Annotated in this window: 13 protein-coding genes and 1 pseudogene; 11 read left to right on the top strand and 3 right to left on the bottom strand. The window is 71.9% G+C overall.

Features of this window, described 5'->3' with window-relative positions; all coding sequences use genetic code 11:
• From infB to ACWJ6R_RS15470, 11 genes and pseudogenes are all read left to right on the top strand, one after another.
• A partial coding sequence (infB, locus tag ACWJ6R_RS15520; RefSeq protein WP_449062894.1) for a translation initiation factor IF-2 occupies window positions 1–1,921 on the top strand: 1,921 nt, incomplete at its 5' end.
• A gap of 78 nt (window positions 1,922–1,999) precedes the next feature.
• Window positions 2,000–2,299 (top strand): DUF503 domain-containing protein, encoded by a 300-nt coding sequence (locus ACWJ6R_RS15515; protein WP_068897117.1) that lies wholly within the window; start codon window positions 2,000–2,002, stop codon window positions 2,297–2,299.
• A 68-nt stretch (window positions 2,300–2,367) separates the two neighbouring features.
• Window positions 2,368–2,895, top strand: a complete 528-nt coding sequence (gene rbfA, locus ACWJ6R_RS15510) for a 30S ribosome-binding factor RbfA (RefSeq protein ID WP_449062893.1) — start codon at window positions 2,368–2,370, stop codon at window positions 2,893–2,895.
• Complete coding sequence (locus ACWJ6R_RS15505) at window positions 2,892–4,019, top strand: DHH family phosphoesterase (protein WP_449062892.1); 1,128 nt, start codon at window positions 2,892–2,894, stop codon at window positions 4,017–4,019. Before rbfA ends, ACWJ6R_RS15505 begins: the two co-directional genes overlap by 4 nt.
• A gap of 100 nt (window positions 4,020–4,119) precedes the next feature.
• On the top strand, window positions 4,120–5,019 hold the full coding sequence (truB, locus tag ACWJ6R_RS15500) for a tRNA pseudouridine(55) synthase TruB (RefSeq protein WP_449062891.1): 900 nt from the start codon (window positions 4,120–4,122) through the stop codon (window positions 5,017–5,019).
• Between the two features lie 357 nt (window positions 5,020–5,376).
• Window positions 5,377–6,333 (top strand): bifunctional riboflavin kinase/FAD synthetase, encoded by a 957-nt coding sequence (locus ACWJ6R_RS15495; protein WP_449062890.1) that lies wholly within the window; start codon window positions 5,377–5,379, stop codon window positions 6,331–6,333.
• A 312-nt stretch (window positions 6,334–6,645) separates the two neighbouring features.
• Complete coding sequence (rpsO, locus tag ACWJ6R_RS15490) at window positions 6,646–6,915, top strand: 30S ribosomal protein S15 (protein ID WP_068896989.1); 270 nt, start codon at window positions 6,646–6,648, stop codon at window positions 6,913–6,915.
• Window positions 6,916–7,246: 331 nt separating this feature from the next.
• Window positions 7,247–9,588, top strand: a pseudogene (locus ACWJ6R_RS15485) (polyribonucleotide nucleotidyltransferase).
• On the top strand, window positions 9,588–10,898 hold the full coding sequence (locus ACWJ6R_RS15480) for a M16 family metallopeptidase (RefSeq protein ID WP_449062895.1): 1,311 nt from the start codon (window positions 9,588–9,590) through the stop codon (window positions 10,896–10,898). Before ACWJ6R_RS15485 ends, ACWJ6R_RS15480 begins: the two are co-directional and overlap by 1 nt.
• An 89-nt stretch (window positions 10,899–10,987) precedes the next feature.
• Window positions 10,988–11,725 carry a 4-hydroxy-tetrahydrodipicolinate reductase gene (gene dapB, locus ACWJ6R_RS15475; protein WP_449062889.1) on the top strand — a complete coding sequence of 246 codons (738 nt, stop codon included), beginning with the start codon at window positions 10,988–10,990 and terminating at the stop codon, window positions 11,723–11,725.
• 237 nt (window positions 11,726–11,962) lie between these two features.
• On the top strand, window positions 11,963–12,478 hold the full coding sequence (locus tag ACWJ6R_RS15470; protein ID WP_449062888.1) for a GNAT family N-acetyltransferase: 516 nt from the start codon (window positions 11,963–11,965) through the stop codon (window positions 12,476–12,478).
• Here the strand turns inward: ACWJ6R_RS15470 and ACWJ6R_RS15465 are convergent.
• The 3 genes from ACWJ6R_RS15465 to ACWJ6R_RS15455 all read right to left on the bottom strand — a co-directional run.
• A complete protein-coding gene (locus ACWJ6R_RS15465; RefSeq protein WP_449062887.1) occupies window positions 12,475–13,344 on the bottom strand; it encodes a 1,4-dihydroxy-2-naphthoate polyprenyltransferase in 870 nt (289 codons plus the stop codon). The two genes, ACWJ6R_RS15470 and ACWJ6R_RS15465, sit on opposite strands and share 4 nt — an antisense overlap.
• 201 nt (window positions 13,345–13,545) lie before the next feature.
• Window positions 13,546–14,157, bottom strand: coding sequence for an N-acetyltransferase family protein (locus tag ACWJ6R_RS15460; protein ID WP_449062886.1), 612 nt, complete (start codon window positions 14,155–14,157; stop codon window positions 13,546–13,548).
• Window positions 14,158–14,284: 127 nt separating this feature from the next.
• The coding region (locus tag ACWJ6R_RS15455) for a CGNR zinc finger domain-containing protein (RefSeq protein ID WP_449062885.1) at window positions 14,285–14,727 on the bottom strand (443 nt) is incomplete at its 5' end.

The raw sequence follows: 14,727 nt of genomic DNA, 5'->3' as shown, positions 1-14,727 counted from the left end.
CGCCTTCCGGCCGTGCCCGGGCGGACGCCCGGCCCGCGGCCGCAAGTCCAAGCGCCAGAGGCGCCAGGAGTTCGACAACATGCAGGCGCCGGCGATCGGCGGCGTGCAGGCTCCCCGCGGCGGCGGTCAGACGATCCGCCTGTCGCGCGGCGCGTCCCTGGCGGACTTCGCGGACAAGATCGGCGCGAACCCCGCGTCGCTGGTGCAGATCATGCTGCACCTCGGCGAGATGGTGACCGCGACGCAGTCGGTCAACGAGGAGACGCTGCAGCTCCTCGCCGCCGAGCTGGACTACAACCTGCTCGTCGTGAGCCCGGAGGAGGAGGACCGCGAGCTTCTCGAGTCCTTCGACATCGAGTTCGGCGAGGACGAGGGCGACGACGCCGACCTGGTCGCCCGTCCGCCGGTCGTGACCGTCATGGGTCACGTCGACCACGGTAAGACCAGGCTGCTCGACGCCATCCGCAAGACCAACGTGGTGGCGCGCGAGGCCGGCGGCATCACCCAGCACATCGGCGCCTACCAGATCGGCACCGAGCACGAGGGCGAGCAGCGGCGGATCACCTTCATCGACACCCCGGGTCACGAGGCGTTCACCGCCATGCGCGCCCGCGGTGCCAAGGTCACCGACATCGCCATCCTGGTGGTCGCGGCCGACGACGGTGTGAAGCCGCAGACCATCGAGGCGCTGAACCACGCCCAGGCGGCCGACGTGCCGATCGTGGTCGCGGTCAACAAGATCGACAAGGAGGGTGCGGACCCGAGCAAGGTGCGCGCCCAGCTCACCGAGTACGGCCTCGTCGCCGAGGAGTACGGCGGCACCACGATGTTCGTGGACATCTCCGCCAAGAACGACATCGGCATCGAGAGCCTGCTCGAGGCGGTCCTGCTCACCGCGGACGCCGAGCTCGACCTGCGGGCGAACCCGACGATGGACGCCCAGGGCGTCGCCATCGAGGCCCACCTCGACAAGGGCCGCGGTCCGGTCGCGACCGTGCTGGTCCAGCGCGGCACGCTCCGCGTCGGTGACTCGATCGTCTGCGGCGAGGCTTTCGGCCGCGTCCGGGCGATGCTGGACGACAACGGCGAGTCGATCGAAGAGGCCGACCCGTCGCGTCCGGTGCTGGTCCTCGGCCTGACCGCGGTGCCCGGCGCCGGTGACAACTTCATCGTGGTCACCGACGACCGGATGGCGCGCCAGATCGCCCAGCAGCGGGCGGCGCGCAAGCGCATCGCGGACATGGCCAAGTCCGGCCGCCGCCGCACCCTCGAAGAGCTCTTCAGCGAGATGGAGAAGGGCCAGGTCGACGAGCTCAAGCTCATCATCAAGGGTGACGTCTCCGGTTCGGTCGAGGCCCTCGAGGACGCCCTGCTCAAGATCGACGTCGGCGAGGAGGTGCGCCTGCGGGTGCTCCACCGCGCGGTCGGCGCCATCACCGAGTACGACGTCAACCTGGCCGTGGCCGACGACAACGCCGTCATCATCGGTTTCAACGTGCGTCCCGAGGTGCGGGCGCGCGACCTGGCCGAGCGCGAGGGCGTCGACATCCGCTACTACTCGGTCATCTACCAGGCGATCGAGGAGATCGAGGCGGCCCTCAAGGGCATGCTCAAGCCCGAGTTCGAAGAGGTCCAGATGGGCACCGCCGAAGTCCGCGAGGTCTTCAAGGTGCCGAAGATCGGCAACATCGCCGGTGCGCTGGTCCGTTCGGGCACGATCGTCCGAAACAGCAAGGCGCGGATCATCCGCGGTGGCGTCGTCATCTCCGACAACCTCACCGTCTCCTCGCTGCGCCGGTTCAAGGACGACGCGACCGAGGTCCGCGACGGCTACGAGTGCGGTATCGGTGTCGGCTACAGCGACATCAAGATCGACGACGTCATCGAGACGTTCGAGATGCGGGAGAAGCCGCGCGCCTGACGCTTCGCCCCCTCCCCGCGCGGTGCGCACCGCCGCACCGGCGCGGGGCAGGGAGTGAGCATGCGCGGTGAACCTGACATGTACGTAGGTGCCCTGACGTTGGACATCCTGCTCGGCGACGTTCACTCGCTGAAGCAGAAGCGCTCCGTGGTGCGTCCCATCATCGCCGAGGTGCAGAAGAAGTTCCCGGCCGTGGCGGTCGCCGAGACCGGCCACCTGGACCTGCACCGCCGTACGGAGATCGGGATCGCGGTCGTCTCCGCCACCGCCGCCAACTGCGGCGCCGTGCTGGACGACTGCGAGCGCCTGGTCGCCGGCCGCCCGGAGATCGAGCTGCTGTCGGCGCGGCAGCGGCTCTACAACGAGGACGAGGACTAGCAGACGCAGAGGACCGGTCGCGAAGACGCCTTCGTGCCCGGTCGTCTCTGTGAGAAGGGGGAGCGACGATGGACGCCGCACGCGCGCGCAAGATCGCTGACCGTATCCAGCAGGTGGTGGCGGAGATGCTGGAGCGCCGGATCAAGGACCCGCGACTCGGCTTCGTGACCGTGACCGACGCCCGGATCACCGCGGACCTCGGCGAGGCCACGGTGTTCTACACCGTCTTCGGATCCGAGGCCGAGCGGGCCGACTCCGCGGCGGCGCTGGAGAGCGCCAAGGGGCTCATCCGCTCGGAGGTGGGCCGCCAGACCGGTCTGCGCCACACGCCGACGCTGACGTTCACCCACGACCCGCTCCCGGACAGTGCCCGCCACCTGGACGACCTCTTCGCCGAGGCCAGGGCCAGGGACGAGGAGATCGCCAGGAAGCGGGAGAAGGCCCGGCACGCCGGCGAGGCCGACCCGTACCGGCGGCCCAGGGACGAGGGCGATGAGGCCCTCGAAGACGATGAGGACGCCGAGGGTGCCGAGGGCGGGGAGCCCGGCGGGAGCGCGGGCGGAGCGCCGGACCGCGCCGGACGTCCGGCGACGTGACACCCGGCGAGATGGCGGCGGACGGCGCGTCGACCGGGGTGACCGCCGGTGCGGCGGTGCGCGGTGACGCGCCGGCCGGCACGGCACACGGTGAGACGGCATCCGCCGAGGCGGTGCGCGGTGATGCCGGCGTGCGTGACGGCGGTCCCGGGAGTCCGGTACCGGACGCGGACTGGGACCGGGCCGTCGAACTGATCTCGTCCGCCGGCGAGGTCGCCCTGGCCTGTCACGTGTCGCCGGACGGCGACGCCCTCGGATCGATGCTGGCGGTCGGCGCGGCGCTGCGCGCGGCGGGCAAGCGGGTGACGGCCTCCTTCGGAGACCGCCGCTTCGCGGTCCCCCGGCTGCTGCGCTTCCTGCCCGGCCAGGACCTCCTGGTCGAGCCCGCCGGCTACCCCGCGGCCCCGGAGCTGATGGTCACCTTCGACGTCTCCACCGTGGACCGGCTGGGCACGCTGGCGGAGAGCGCGAGCAGGGCCGGGGAGCTGATCGTGGTGGACCACCACCCGTCCAACCCCGGCTTCGGCACGCTCAACCTGATCGACCCCGCCGCCGCGTCCACCACCGCGCTCGTCGAGCGGCTGCTGCACCGGCTCGGCCTGCCGATCGACCAGGCCATCGCCACCTGTCTGTACGTCGGCCTGGTCACCGACACCGGTTCCTTCCGGCACTCCTCGACCACCCCGGCGGCCCACGAGATGGCCGCCCGGATGGTGGCCGCCGGACTGGACACCGAGGAGATCGCCCGGCGGCTGTGGGACAGCTCGCCATTCGGTTACCTGAAGGTGCTGGGCACCGCCCTCGGGCGGGTGACGATGGAGCCGGAGGTGGGCGGAGGCCTGGTGTGGACGTTCGTCACCCGGGCGGACCGGGCCCCGTACGGCCTGCCGTACGACGAGGTGGAGGGGATCATCGACGTGGTCGCGCGCGGCGAGGCGGAGGTGGCCGTCGTCCTCAAGGAGGACGACGACGGCGTCTGGCAGGTCTCCACCCGCTCCCGGGGCGGCGTGGACGTCGCCCGCGTCTGCTCCGCGCTGGGCGGCGGCGGGCACGCCAGGGCCGCGGGTTTCACCTCGCGTCTGCCCGTCGAGGAGACCATCGCCGGTCTCCGCGCGCTGCTGTAGCGGCGTCCCTGGAAAGCCGTGCGGACGTCCCCGCGCCGGGGACGCGCCGCCGGCCTCCCCCCGCTCCCGGGGCGGAGGTCTCCACGACCGAGGAGTTCTGATGAGTACGGCTCGCGCCAAGCGAACCCCGCCGCCGAGCGGGCTGATCATCGTGGACAAGCCCGCCGACTGGACCTCGCACGACGTCGTCGGCAAGCTCCGCGGCATCGCGGGCACCCGCCGGGTCGGCCACGCCGGGACCCTGGACCCGATGGCCACCGGCGTTCTGGTGGTGGGCGTGGAGAAGGCGACCCGGCTCCTCGGCCACCTGGCGCTGACCGAGAAGGGCTACGACGGCACGATCCGGCTGGGCCAGACGACCAACACCGACGACGCCGAGGGCGAGGTCATCGCGACGGCGTCGGCCGGCGGCGTGGCCGAGGAGGACGTCCGCAAGGGGATCGCGGCGCTGACCGGGCGGATCATGCAGGTCCCGCCGCAGGTGAGCGCCATCAAGGTGAACGGGCAGCGGGCCTACAAGATGGCCAGGGCGGGGGAGGAGGTCGAGCTCGCGGCCCGCCCGGTGACGGTGTCCGGGTTCGAGGTCACCGCCGTCCGCCGGGAGGGCGACCTGCTCGACGTCGACGTCTCGGTGAGCTGCTCCAGCGGCACCTACATCCGGGCCCTGGCCCGGGACCTCGGCGCGGCCCTGGGCACCGGCGGCCACCTGACCTTCCTGCGCCGCACCCGGGTCGGCCCGTACGACCTGCCGATGGCGCACACGATCGAGGAGCTCGGCCGGGAGTGCGTGATCCTGCCGATGGCCGACGCCGTCGCGGCGGCCTTCCCCCGGCGCGACGTGACCGCGGAGGAGGCGGGCACGGTCGCGCACGGCGGGCGGCTGCCCGCGGCGGGACTGGGCCCGGGACCGATCGGGGTGTTCGGGCCGGACGGCGCCCTCGTGGCCCTGGTCGAGGAGCACGGCAAGATCGCCAAGTCCCTGGCGGTCTTCGCGGGCTGACCCGGGCCGGAGCGGCCGGAGGCGGGTGCCCCCGCCCGGGCCGCCGACCCGGTGGCTGTCGGCGGGCATCGGGCCGGAGCGGCCGGAATCAGGTGACCCGGCCCTGTCCTGCCCGGCTCTGCCGGGACCGCGGTGGCCGGGTGCGGCGGACCGGGTCCGCGCAGGCTGCGGACCCGATGGGGATCCCCCGCGCCGTAGGGCCTCCCCGATGCGGTGGGAACGCCCCGCGCATGGCACGCTTGAGAAGTCGATCCGTCACCGGACACTCAGGGCGGAGGACCTGTCCCTCGGGCCAGGGCGGAACCCCCGATCCCCGGCGGTTCACGCAGGGGAGACGTCGAGAAGGAAGAGGCTGCGGTGCGAAGCTGGCACGGACTGGACGATGTCCCCGACGACTGGGGCAGATCCGTCATCACGATCGGCGTCTTCGACGGGGTGCACACCGGCCACCAGCAGATGGTGGCCCGCGCCGTCGCGATGGCGGGGCGGCTCGGGTTCCCCGCGGTGGTCGTGACCTTCGACCCGCACCCGGACGAGGTGGTCCGCCCCGGCACGCACCCGCCCCGGCTGACGACGGCCCGGCACCGCACCGAGCTGCTCCGCGCGCTCGGCGTCGACGCGGTCTGCGTGCTCCCCTTCACCCTGGAGTTCTCCCGGATGAGTCCGGACGAGTTCGTGCAGACCGTGCTGGTGGACCGGTTGCACGCGGCCGGGGTCGTGGTGGGGGAGAACTTCCGCTTCGGCCACAAGGCCTCCGGCGACGTCGAGACGCTGCGGACGCTCGGTGAGAAGTACGACTTCGAGGCCGAGGGCGTCCCCCTGGTCAGCGACGGCGAGACCATCTCCTCGACCATGATCCGCGAGCGGCTCGCCGCGGGGGACGTGGAGACGGTCACCGCGGCGCTGGGCCGCCCGCACCGGGTGGAGGGCGTGGTGGTCCGCGGTTACCAGCGCGGCCGGCAGCTCGGCTTCCCCACCGCCAACGTCGAGTCGCCGGAGTTCACCGCGATCCCGCCGGACGGGGTCTACGCGGGCTGGCTCCAGGGCATCGCGGTGGGGAACCTGCCCGCCGCCTACGACGGCGAGCGCTGGCCAGCGGCGATCTCCGTGGGCACCAACCCGACGTTCGAGGGCGTGGCCCGCACCGTCGAGGCCTACGCGCTCGACCGCGACGACCTGGAGCTGTACGGCGCGCACGTGGCGGTGGAGTTCGGCCGCCGGCTCCGCGACAACCAGAGGTTCGACTCGATCGAGGCGCTGATCGAGCAGATGCACGCCGACGTCGACGAGGCCCGCCGCTTCACCTCCTCCTGAGCCTGCCGGGACCCCGCCCGAGGCTGTCCGAGGGCTGCTCACGGCTCTGCCCGGAGCCCTGCCCGAGGGCTGAGCGAGGTGCGAGCGGGATCAGATCGGGACCCGCCCGCGGCCGCACCGCATCCGCGGCGGCGGGACGCCGGGCGTCTCGGGGCGTGCGAGAGGGCGACGGCCGATGGTAGTCTGGCATGTCAGCTCTGTAACCGGTGGTGTCGTAACCCCCGGCCTCTGATCCCGCCACGGCGACTGTAGGCACGCACGGTCGCTCGGGCTCTCGAAATCGCGCGTGCCCGTAGACGTTCAAGGAGAGATGTGTCGCTCGACACCGACGCCAAGAAGCAGATCATCAGTGAGTACGCCAAGAGCGAGACCGACACCGGTTCGCCCGAGGTGCAGATCGCGCTGCTCAGCAAGCGCATCAGCGAGCTCACCGAGCACATGAAGCGCAACAAGCACGACTTCCACAGCCAGCGTGGTCTGCTGCTGCTGGTCGGCCGTCGCCGTCGTCTGCTCAAGTACCTGCAGAGCAAGGACATCCAGCGTTACCGCTCGCTCATCGAGCGGCTCGGCCTGCGCCGATAGCATGAAGGGGGAGCGGCGCCTGCGCCGCTCCCCCGCCTCATGGTCCCGTCCCCGGCGCGTCGTGTCGCGGAAACACCGGTTCCATGGGCAGACTGAGCAACCCGAGCAAACTGAATAGCCGAGAAAGTGCCCCGCGTCCGAGAGCAAATGCGCCCCACGGCGTCGAAGGGCCGGTCCTCGGTAGTGGCCCCCGGTCATCGCGGCTCGCGCCGCACGCGAACCGGGCGCTTCGATCGAAGACCGGCGCTGCACCTACGGGGCGGCGAAAAGAGGCCCAGGCGCGACACGCGTGCCTGGGGGACGCGGGCGACCGACCACAAGGAGGTCCCCCGTGGAGGGTGTCCACAGCAGCGAAGCCGTCATCGACAACGGCTCTTTCGGCACGCGTACCATCCGGTTCGAGACCGGCCGGCTCGCGCGTCAGGCGGCGGGTTCCGCCGTCGTCTACCTGGACGACGAGACGATGGTGCTGTCCGCGACCACCGCGTCCAAGAACCCCAAGGAGAACCTCGACTTCTTCCCCCTCACGGTGGACGTCGAGGAGCGCATGTACGCCGCGGGCCGCATCCCCGGCTCGTTCTTCCGGCGTGAGGGCCGCCCGTCCGAGGACGCCATCCTCACCTGCCGCCTGATCGACCGGCCGCTGCGCCCGTCCTTCGTCAAGGGCCTGCGCAACGAGATCCAGGTCGTCGCCACCGTCATGGCGCTGCACCCCGAGCACCTCTACGACGTGGTCGCGATCAACGCGGCCTCCCTGTCCACGCAGCTGGCCGGCCTGCCGTTCTCCGGTCCGATCGGCGGCGTGCGCGTCGCGCTGATCGAGGGCCAGTGGGTGGCCTTCCCGACCAACACGGAGCTGGAGAGCGCCACCTTCGACATGGTGTCGCCGGCCGGGTCCTGGACGACGGCGACGTCGCGATCATGATGGTCGAGGCCGAGTCCACCCGCGGCACGCTCAAGCTCGTCGCCGAGGGCGCCGTCGCGCCCACCGAGGAGACCGTGGCGCAGGGCCTGGAGGCGTCCAAGCGGTTCATCAAGGTCCTGTGCGACGCACAGGCCAAGATCGCCAAGGTCGCCGCCAAGGAGACCCGCGAATACCCCCTCTTCCTCGACTACCAGGACGACGTCCTGGGGGCCGTGACCGCCGCGGTGAAGAGCGAGCTCGCCTCCGCGCTGACCATCGCCGGCAAGCAGGAGCGCGAGGCCGAGCTCGACCGGATCAAGGCCCTGGCGGCCGAGAAGGTCGCCCCGGACTTCGAGGGCCGTGAGAAGGAGATCGGCGCGGCCTTCCGGTCGCTGACCAAGTCGCTCATGCGTGAGCGGGTCATCGCCGAGGGCGTCCGCATCGACGGCCGCGGCGCGAAGGACATCCGGCAGCTCAGCGCCGAGGTCCACGTGGTGCCCCGGGTGCACGGTTCGGCGCTGTTCGAGCGCGGTGAGACCCAGATCCTGGGCATCACCACGCTGAACATGCTCCGCATGGAGCAGATGATCGACACGCTCAACCCCGAGCGCACCAAGCGCTACATGCACAACTACAACTTCCCGCCGTACTCCACCGGCGAGACCGGCCGCGTGGGCTCGCCCAAGCGCCGTGAGATCGGCCACGGCGCGCTCGCCGAGCGGGCGCTCCTGCCGGTGCTGCCGACGCGCGAGGAGTTCCCCTACGCGATCCGCCAGGTGTCCGAGGCCCTCGGCTCCAACGGCTCCACCTCGATGGGCTCGGTCTGCGCCAGCACGATGTCCCTCCTGGACGCGGGCGTCCCGCTGAAGGGCATCGTCGCGGGCATCGCGATGGGCCTGATCAACGAGGGCGACCAGTACGTCACCCTGACCGACATCCTCGGTGCCGAGGACGCCATGGGCGACATGGACTTCAAGGTCGCCGGCACCAAGGACGTCATCACCGCCCTGCAGCTCGACACCAAGCTCGACGGCATCCCCGCCTCGGTCCTGGCCGCCGCGCTGAAGCAGGCCAAGGGCGCCCGCCTGGCCATCATCGACGTGATGCAGGAGGCCATCGACTCCCCGGCGGAGATGAACGTCACGGCCCCGCGCATCATCACGATCAAGGTCCCGGTCGACAAGATCGGCGAGGTCATCGGCCCCAAGGGCAAGATGATCAACCAGATCCAGGACGACACCGGCGCCGAGATCACGATCGAGGACGACGGCACCATCTACATCGGCGCCACCGACGGCACCTCCGCCGAGGCGGCCCGGTCGGCGATCAACGCCATCGCCAACCCGCACATGCCGGAGGTCGGCGAGCGCTATCTGGGCACGGTCGTCAAGATCGCCGCCTTCGGCGCGTTCATCTCCCTCATGCCGGGCAAGGACGGCCTGCTGCACGTCTCCCAGATCCGCAAGCTGCACGGCGGCAAGCGCATCGAGAACGTCGAGGACGTCATGAACGTGGGCGAGAAGGTCCAGGTGGAGATCGCCGAGATCGACTCCCGCGGCAAGCTCTCCCTCGTCCCCGTCGAGGTCGTCGAGAAGGAGGCCGAGGCGAAGGGCGAGGCCGGCACGCCCGAGTCGGGCGAGGCGGACGCCGCCCCGGCCGCGGAGCGGCCCGCCGCCTCCGCGCCCGCGGAGGACAAGCCCCGCCGCACCCGCACCCGCACCCGTACGAGCGGCGGCGGGGGCCGCGGGGAAGAAGACCGCAACTCGTGATCACCACCACTCTGCACCCCGGCTCCGGCGGTGCCGGGGTCGTGCGGCGCACCGTTCTTCCCGGGGGGCTCCGGGTGGTGACCGAGACCATGCCGACCGTGCGTTCCGTCGCGGTCGGCATGTGGGTCGGCATCGGATCGAGGGATGAGGACCCCCAGCACATGGGGGCCTCCCACTTCCTCGAACACCTGCTGTTCAAGGGAACCCCCACGCGGGACGCACTGGAGATCTCCGCGGCGATCGAGGGCATCGGCGGTGAGATCAACGCCTTCACCGCCAAGGAGTACACCTGCTACTACGCGCGGGTCCTCGATGAGGACCTGCGGGTGGCGATCGACGTGCTCGCCGACGTGGTGACCTCCTCGCTGATCACCGCCGACGACGTCGAGGCCGAGCGCGGCGTGATCCTGGAGGAGATCGCCATGCACGACGACGACCCGTCGGACGTGGTGCACGAGCAGTTCTCCGCCGAGATGTACGGCGACACGCCCATCGGACGGCCGATCCTCGGCACGGTCGAGTCGATCAACGCCATCGGCCGGGACCGGATCGACGAGTACTACCGGAACCGCTACCTGCCCGCGTGCACCGTGGTGTCGGTGGCGGGCAACGTCACCCACGAGCAGGTCGTGGAACTGGTCGCCGCCGCCTACGAGCGGGCGGGGGCGCTGGGCGGCGACGCCGAGCCGGTCCCGCCGCGCGTGTCCGGCGAGACCATCCCGGCCCGCTCCGGCGTCCGGGTGCTGCACCGTCCGACGGAGCAGGCCAACCTGGTCCTCGGCACGACCGGCCTGACCCGCACCGACGAGCGGCGCTTCGCGCTCGGCGTGCTCAACGCGGCGCTCGGCGGCGGCATGTCGTCCCGGCTGTTCCAGGAGATCCGCGAGAAGCGCGGCCTGGCCTACTCGGCGTACAGCTACACCTCGCAGTACGCCGACACCGGCCAGTTCGGCGTCTACGTCGGCTGCCTGCCGTCCAAGACGGACGAGGTGCTGAAGATCTGCCGGGAGGAGCTGCTGCGCGTGGTCGCCGACGGCTTCTCCGAGGAGGAGATCGCCCGCGGCAAGGGCCAGATGCGCGGCGGCCTCGTACTCGGCCTGGAGGACACCGGCTCCCGGATGTCCCGGATCGGCAAGGGCGAGCTCGTCTACGACGAGCTGCTCTCCGTCGACGAGGTGCTGGCGAGGATCGAGGCCGTGACCCCGGAGGAGATCTCCGAGGTCGCCGCCGACGTCCTCACCCGCCCCCGGACCCTCGCGGTCATCGGGCCCTACGAGGACAAGGACTTCGGCTGGGCCGTCTCGGCCTAGCCGGATCCACCCGGCGCAATCCGCGCGGACGGCCCCGGCACCAGGTGCCGGGGCCGTCCGTCGTTCCGCGGCGGTATACCCTTGAGGCCGTGATCAGGGTTGGAGTTCTGGGCGCCCGCGGGCGCGTCGGTGTCGAAGTGTGCAGGGCCGTCGAGGCGGCGGACGACCTGGAGCTGGTCGCGGCCGTCGACAAGGGCGATCCGATCGAGGGCCTGACCGGCGCCGAGGTCGTGGTCGACTTCACCCACCCCGACACGGTCATGGACAACATGCGCTGGTGCATCGAGCACGGCGTCCACCCGGTGGTCGGCACCACCGGGTTCGACGCCGGCCGGCTGGCGCAGGTCCGCGGCTGGCTGGAGGCCAACCCCGGCGTCAACGCGCTGATCGCGCCGAACTTCGGCATCGCCGCGGTGCTGATGATGCACTTCGCGCAGCGGGCCGCCCGCTACTTCGACTCCGTCGAGATCGTCGAGCTGCACCACCCCAACAAGGCGGACGCGCCCTCGGGCACCGCCCGCCGTACGGCCGAGCTGGTCGCCGAGGCGCGGCGCAAGGCGGGGATGGCCCCGATGCCCGACGCGACCAGTTCCGAGCTGGACGGCGCCCGGGGCGCCGACGTGGACGGCGTCCACGTGCACGCCGTACGGCTGGCGGGCCTGATCGCCCACCAGGAGGTGCTGCTGGGCGGGGACGGGGAGATCCTCACCATCCGGCACGACACCATGAACCGGGCGTCGTTCACCCCCGGGGTGCTGCTCGGCGTGCGCCGGGTCCGCGAGGTCCCGGGCCTGACCGTGGGGCTGGAGCACCTGCTCGACCTGTGAGACCCGGTCCGCAGGACCGGGGCGGGTGCCCTGGCCTGCGGCCGGAACCTCGGCTGCCGATCGCTCGTCTGACAGGCATGGCGCGAATTGATCTAACCTGTCCGATCTGTAGTGGTACGCGGTTCGAGCAGGAGGAGATCCCGTACGAGGGCAGGTTCGGAGGCAGGAAGGTCTTCATCACCTCCCGCCCGATAACCCTGATGATCTGTGAGAGTTGCCGTTATATCCTCCATTTCTATGGAGAGCGCGACACGTTCGACTTCGGCTGAGGTCCGCTGGGCGACGGCGGAGGAGCTGCCGGGGCTGGCGGCGGTGGAGGTCGCGGCCGACGGGGTGTTCGCCCAGGTCGGGATCACCTTCCCGGCCGGGACGACGATGGTCGAGGAGGCCGGAGACCCGTCCCGGGTGCTGGTGGCCGGTCATCCGCCGGTCGGGTTCGCCATGTTCGGCTGGGTCGACGGGAACGTCCACCTCGACCAGCTCGCGGTCCATCCCGGCCACGGGCGGCGGGGTGTCGGCGGCCGCCTGGTGGAGGCCGTCTGCGCGCACGCGGCGTCGGCCGGCTCGGCGGCCGTCACCCTCACCACGTTCCGGGACGTCCCGTGGAACGGGCCCTGGTACCGCCGGCGCGGCTTCACCGTGCTGGACCCGGCCGAGTGGGGGCCCGAGCTGGCCGCCCTGGTGGAACACGAGCGGGAGCTGGGCATCGAGCTGGCTCCCCGCGTCGTGATGCGTCGCGTCCTCTCCTCCTAGAGCGCCAGGCCGAGGGTGAACAGCACGCCGAAGACCAGCTGGAAGCGGCCGGTCTGCTGGAGGGTCGCGATCAGCGCCGGGCCGGTGGCGCCCGCGCGGACCGCCTTGACCGGGCCGAGGGCCAGCGGGGCGGCGAGCACGCCGAGCGCCGCGAACGGGTGCCAGGGGGCCAGCGCCAGCGAGATGACGAGCGGCAGGACCAGGCAGAGGGCGTAGAGCGTGCGGGTGCGGGCGTCGCCCAGGACGACCGCCATCGTGCGCTTGCCCGCGGGGCCGTCGGTGACGATGTCGCGCAGGTTGTTGACCACCAGCATGGCGCAGGACAGCAGCCCGACCGGGACTGCGGCGGCCAGGGCGGGCCAGGGCAGCCGCTCCAGCTGGACGAACGTGGTGCCCGCCACGGCCACCAGGCCGAAGAAGACGAAGACCGAGATCTCGCCGAGCGCGCGGTAGCCGTACGGGCGGGAGCCGCCGGTGTAGAACCAGGCGGCCGCGATCGACGCCGCGCCGACCAGCAGCAGCCACCACGCGCCGGTGGCCACGACCAGTACCAGCCCGGCCGCGGCGGCGGCCAGGAAGCAGCCCAGGGCGGCCGCCAGGACCTCACGAGGGGACGCGGCACGCGACCCGACCAGGCGCATCGGGCCGACCCGCTCGTCGTCGGTGCCGCGCACGCCGTCGCTGTAGTCGTTGGCGTAGTTCACGCCCACCTGGAGGGCGAGGGCGACGAACAGGGCCAGCAGGGCGCGCCACCACACCGCCCCGCCGTACCCGAGGGCGACGCCGGTGCCGACGGCGACGGGGACGACGGCGGCGGGCAGGGTGCGCGGACGGGCTCCGGCGATCCACTGGCTCGGGGTGGCCATGGCGGCGGGTTTCCTCTCGGACGTGTCGGGGCGCTCCGCGGGCCCGTCGTGACGACGGAAGCAGGGCGGGACGCCTCCGGGCGGTGCTCCGCGGGCCTTCCGCCGTGGCGAGGCCGCGCGGCTTCCTGGCTGATGCCGGTGGTCGTGCGGGCCATCGGCGGACGTGCCGGTGACCGGACGGGCCGGTGACCGGAGGGGCCGTCAGCTGATGTCGGTGGCCAGGCGGACCATCCGCACAGGGCGGCCCATGTCCAGGACCCGCTCGGCGCCGTCCTCGCCCCAGCCGGCCGACTCCAGGAACCCGAGCAGGGCGTGGTTGTCGGCGAACACCCAGGTCACGACGGTGCGGTAGCCGTCCTCGCGCAGGTGGTCGACCGTGGCGTTGAGCAGGCGGCTGCCGTGGCCGCGCCGGACGTGGTCGGGGTCCACCAGGAAGGAGAGCATCTCGGCCGTGACGGTGGGGTCGAGGTCGGGGTCCTCGGCCGGGGCGTGGGAGGCCAGGCCCACCACGCGCTCCGCGCCCTGCATCGCGGCCATGGCCTCGATCCCGCCGGGGCCGAGCGCGGGGAACGCGTCGGTGTCCAGGACCACCTGCTCCACCGCGACCAGCACGCGGTGCAGGGAGGTCGGCGGGGTGACGATCGCCTCGTCCCACTGCCGCCGCCACATCTGCTCGGCGGCCGGGCCGGTCATCTGCTCCAGCGGCCCTTCGGGCAGGAACTCCCTGTAGCCGTATCGCCAGGCGCGGATCTGGGTCTTCGTCACCGCGTCGACATCATCGTGCCGAGCCGCCCGCACGCCTACGTCTGCCATCTCGGCCCGCTCCTTATCTGCCGTACGCCACCAGGACGCGCTGCCTCGCAGGTCTCGTGCCACGCGAGCGGGCATCAGGCGGGTGGACCCGGGAGACAGGCAGTTACACCGTATCGGGGAATCTGGCTCACAGATGACGCGAACCTGTCCCGGTCTGTCGGCGTGCCCGATATGCCCTGGTCTTGGTGCGATTTCCACACACCTTCATCGAGCACCATGATCGGGAGCGGTTCTTGGAGGAGTCGACGAACGCCCACTGGCAGGTGCTCTCGGTGCACACCTTGAGCCGCGGCCAGAGCCCTTCGACGCGGACCTCCACCACCGCCGCCGCGATCCTGGCGAGCCCGGCCAGGACACCGGTCCCGGCCGGCTCCAGCACGGGCCCGGCGGGAGTGAGGACGAGGGCGACCGGCAGCCGGTCGAACGAGCGGGGGAGCGGTGACGCGCGCTCCGGGGCGCGGCCTCCGCGATTCCCACCGTGCTCCCCGTCGTGGTCTCCACCGCCGTCCGGGCCGCCGTCCGAGACGCTGCCGGGGCCGTCGCCGGGATCCGGGGCGCCGGTGGCGGAGG

The organism is Planomonospora algeriensis, from assembly GCF_977012225.1.
Note: the sequence above shows the minus strand (reverse complement) of the source record. Positions and strands in the feature narration are given on the sequence as shown.